This window comes from Rhodobacter sp. JA431 (assembly GCF_900217725.1).
Taxonomy (GTDB): Bacteria; Pseudomonadota; Alphaproteobacteria; order Rhodobacterales; family Rhodobacteraceae; genus Rhodobacter; species Rhodobacter aestuarii.
The window spans coordinates 1-3,445 of sequence record NZ_OBMP01000023.1 but is presented as its reverse complement, the minus strand read 5'-3'; the positions used below and the strand labels follow the sequence as shown (position 1 = coordinate 3,445).

Annotated in this window: 3 protein-coding genes and 1 pseudogene; 3 read left to right on the top strand and 1 reads right to left on the bottom strand. The window is 59.0% G+C overall.

All coding sequences use genetic code 11. The features are described 5' to 3' along the window. Positions 1 to 265 (bottom strand): annotated as a pseudogene (locus tag CRO18_RS18455) (hypothetical protein); the annotation flags it as partial. Between the two features lie 102 nt (positions 266 to 367). Between CRO18_RS18455 and CRO18_RS18450 the strand changes: the two are divergent. The 3 genes from CRO18_RS18450 to CRO18_RS18440 all read left to right on the top strand — a co-directional run bounded on the left by CRO18_RS18450 (position 368) and on the right by CRO18_RS18440 (position 3,443). Continuing rightward, positions 368 to 1,369 (top strand): TRAP transporter substrate-binding protein, encoded by a 1,002-nt coding sequence (locus CRO18_RS18450; RefSeq protein WP_076486385.1) that lies wholly within the window; start codon positions 368 to 370, stop codon positions 1,367 to 1,369. A gap of 66 nt (positions 1,370 to 1,435) precedes the next feature. Next, positions 1,436 to 2,119, top strand: a complete 684-nt coding sequence (locus tag CRO18_RS18445; RefSeq protein ID WP_076486384.1) for a TRAP transporter small permease — start codon at positions 1,436 to 1,438, stop codon at positions 2,117 to 2,119. A gap of 1 nt (position 2,120) precedes the next feature. Beyond that, entirely contained in the window at positions 2,121 to 3,443 is a 1,323-nt protein-coding gene (locus CRO18_RS18440) for a TRAP transporter large permease (RefSeq protein ID WP_097083225.1), read from the top strand. Positions 3,444 to 3,445 lie beyond the last annotated feature (2 nt).

Sequence of the window (3,445 nt, the reverse complement as noted above, 5' to 3'; positions counted from 1 at the left end):
GAAAGCTGAGTGTCTGTTCTACCCACAGCGCATCGGTTGCAAGTTTTGCCCGCGCGCGAGTGGCATCTGCTTGCGCCACAAGGAAAACCAGCGTGCCCACAAGCCCGACCAGCGCAACAATTGCCACCAGCGGGATCAGCGCCAACAGGTCCACGCGCTGTGCCCCCAGCACCTCAGACGCACTCCAAACCTCGGCCTCCTGAGGCTGGGCGGCAGCCTTGCGTTTGCCAAACAATCCCACGGTCGTTCCTTTCTTCCGACCCATAGCACGGATAACGATTGCGGAAAGCCGCAATAGCGCCGCGCAAGATTATTGCGCAATAAGGCGCGCGTTCCGCCAAGGAGAGCGGAGACGGAGGAGAATCATATGTTGACGCGTCGAATTCTTGGGGCCCTCGCGGGCGCCACCGCCCTGACCCTTGCCATTGCCGCCCCGGCTGTGGCCGAGCCGATCGTGCTCAAGTTCAGCCACGTTGTCTCGCCCGACACGCCCAAAGGCAAAGGCGCGGCGAAGTTTGAGGAACTGGCCGAGCTTTACACGGATGGTGCGGTGGATGTGGAGGTCTACCCCAACAGCCAACTTTACAAAGACAAAGAAGAGCTTGAAGCGCTGCAACTGGGTGCGGTGCAAATGCTCGCCCCCTCGTTGGCCAAATTCGGCCCGCTCGGCGTGCAAGATTTCGAAGTCTTCGATCTGCCCTTCATCTTCCCGAGCTATGACGCGCTGCACAAAGTCACCCAAGGTGACGTTGGCAAAATGCTGTTCGACAAGCTGGCCGATAAAGGCATTGCGGGTCTGGCCTATTGGGATAACGGCTTCAAAGTCATGTCGGCAAACAGCCCGCTGCATGTGCCGGATGACTTCCTCGGCCTGAAAATGCGCATTCAATCCTCGAAAGTGCTGGAAGCGGAAATGAACGCGCTGGGCGCGGTGCCGCAAGTCATGGCGTTCTCGGAAGTGTATCAAGCGCTGCAAACCGGCGTTGTGGATGGCACCGAAAACCCGCCGTCGAACATGTACACCCAGAAAATGAACGAGGTGCAGTCGGATGCGACGCTCTCGTATCACGGCTACCTTGGCTATGCGGTGATCGTGAATAAGCAATTCTGGGATGGCCTGCCCGAAGATGTGCGCGCTGGTCTTGAAAAAGCGATGGCCGAAGCGACCGAATATGCCAACGGTATCGCCAAAGAAGAAAACGACAAGGCGCTGGCCGCGATGATGGAAACTGGCACCACCACCTTCCACGAACTGACCGAAGAAGAGCGCGCCGAATGGATCGCGGCTTTGGCTCCGGTTCACGAAGAAATGGCGGACCGGATCGGCGCGGAGACGATCGCCGCCGTCAAAGCCGCCACCGCGGAATAACCATCACTCACCGGGCGGCCCCACGCGGGCCGCCTTTTCCCATGACTTTGCCTGACGGGGGCCGCCATGCTGCGCATCCTCGACCGGGCCGAAGAAGTGCTGATCGCCGTGCTGATTGCCACGGCGACGGTTCTGATCTTTGCCTCGGTCACTCATCGTTTCGCTCTTGGCTTCGTTGCCGATTTTGTTCGTTATTTCCGGGTGCATGATATGCCCGAGGCCTCAGCCATGGCCAAAAGCGCCTATCTGAGCCTGCGCAATATCAACCTCGTTTGGGCGCAAGAACTGACGATCATTCTGTTCGTTTGGATGGCGAAATTTGGTGCGGCTTATGGGGTGCGCACCGGCATCCATGTCGGCATTGACGTGCTGATCAACCGGCTCGATGCCGCGAAGCGGAAGTTCTTCATTCTGTTTGGGCTCTCGGCTGGCGCGCTGTTCACCGGGATTATCGCGGTGCTGGGCGGCAATTTCGTCCATCACATGTATTACGCCTCCTCGATCTCTCCCGATCTCGAAGTGCCGATGTGGATTGTCTATCTCGCCATTCCGCTTGGTTCCTCGCTGATGTGCTTCCGCTTCTTGCAAGTGGCCGTCAGCTTTGCCCGCACCGGGGAATTGCCGCATCACGACCACGGACATGTCGATGGGGTGGATACCGAAGACGAGGGGATTGACGAGCTGGGCGATGCCTATCTGCATTCGCCGCTGACGCCCCGCGACCTTGTCGAAAAAGAAAAGGACAAGTGAGATGAGCGCTTTGATCATTTTCGGGCTGCTGATCGCCCTGATGCTGACCGGCATGCCAATCTCGATCTCGCTTGGCCTGACGGTGCTGACCTTCCTTTTCACCATGACCGAAGTGCCGATCGATACCGTGGCGCTGAAGCTTTTCACCGGGATTGAGAAGTTCGAGATCATGGCGATCCCGTTCTTCATTCTGGCGGGCAACTTCCTCACCCATGGCGGCGTGGCAAAGCGGATGATCAATTTCGCCACCGCCTCGGTTGGGCATTGGCATGGCGGTCTGGCGCTGGCGGGCGTGTTTGCCTGTGCGCTCTTTGCGGCGGTGTCTGGTTCGTCGCCCGCGACCGTGGTCGCCATCGGCTCAGTGATCTTGCCCGCTATGGTGGCGCAGGGCTTCCCGAAGCAATTTGGTGCGGGCGTGATCACCACCTCGGGCGCGCTGGGCATTTTGATTCCGCCGTCGATCGTGATGGTGATGTATGCGGTTGCAACCTCTGGCATGCTGGTCGAAGGGCCGGATGGCGAAGTTGTTGATGCCGCCTCCGTGGGCGAGTTGTTCATCGCGGGCGTGGTGCCGGGGATGATGCTGGCCGGTTTTCTGGCCTTCACCACCTGGTATCGGGCGCGCAAGAACAACTATCCGCGCCTGCCCAAGGCCAGCTTCCGCGAGCGTTGGACGGCGTTTCGGGAAGCCATGTGGGGGTTGTTGCTGATCATCGTCGTGATCGGCGGGATTTATGCAGGCATCTTTACCCCCACCGAAGCAGCGGCGATGAGCGCGGTCTATGCTTTCGTGATTTCGGTCTTCGTCTATAAAGACCTGACGCTGCGCGATGTGCCGCGTGTGCTTTTGGCCTCGGCCAACATGTCGGCGATGCTGCTTTATATCATCACCAATGCGGTGCTCTTCTCCTTCTTGATGACGCATGAGGGCATTCCCCAAGCGCTGGGCAACTGGATGGTAGAGGCCGGGCTGAACTGGTGGATGTTCCTGATCATCGTGAACGTGCTGCTGTTGGCAGCGGGCAACTTCATGGAGCCCTCGTCGATCGTGTTGATCATGGCTCCGATCCTGTTCCCGGTGGCGGTGCGGCTTGGCATTGACCCGGTGCATTTCGGCATCATGATCGTTGTGAACATGGAAGTCGGCATGTGTCACCCGCCGGTGGGGCTCAACCTCTATGTGGCGAGCGGTATCACCAAGATGGGTATCACCGAACTGACCGTGGCCGTTTGGCCGTGGCTGCTGACGATGCTGATCTTCCTCGTTCTGATCACCTATGTGCCGGCGATCACGCTGACGCTACCCGGCCTTTTGGGGATGTAGGT

What these genes read in the sequence shown, in the direction of transcription:
- CRO18_RS18445 (WP_076486384.1), top strand. Translation starts at nt 1,436, where the DNA reads ATGCTGCGCATCCTCGACCGGGCCGAAGAAGTGCTGATCGCCGTGCTG.
- CRO18_RS18450 (WP_076486385.1), top strand. Translation starts at nt 368, where the DNA reads ATGTTGACGCGTCGAATTCTTGGGGCCCTCGCGGGCGCCACCGCCCTG.
- CRO18_RS18440 (WP_097083225.1), top strand. Translation starts at nt 2,121, where the DNA reads ATGAGCGCTTTGATCATTTTCGGGCTGCTGATCGCCCTGATGCTGACC.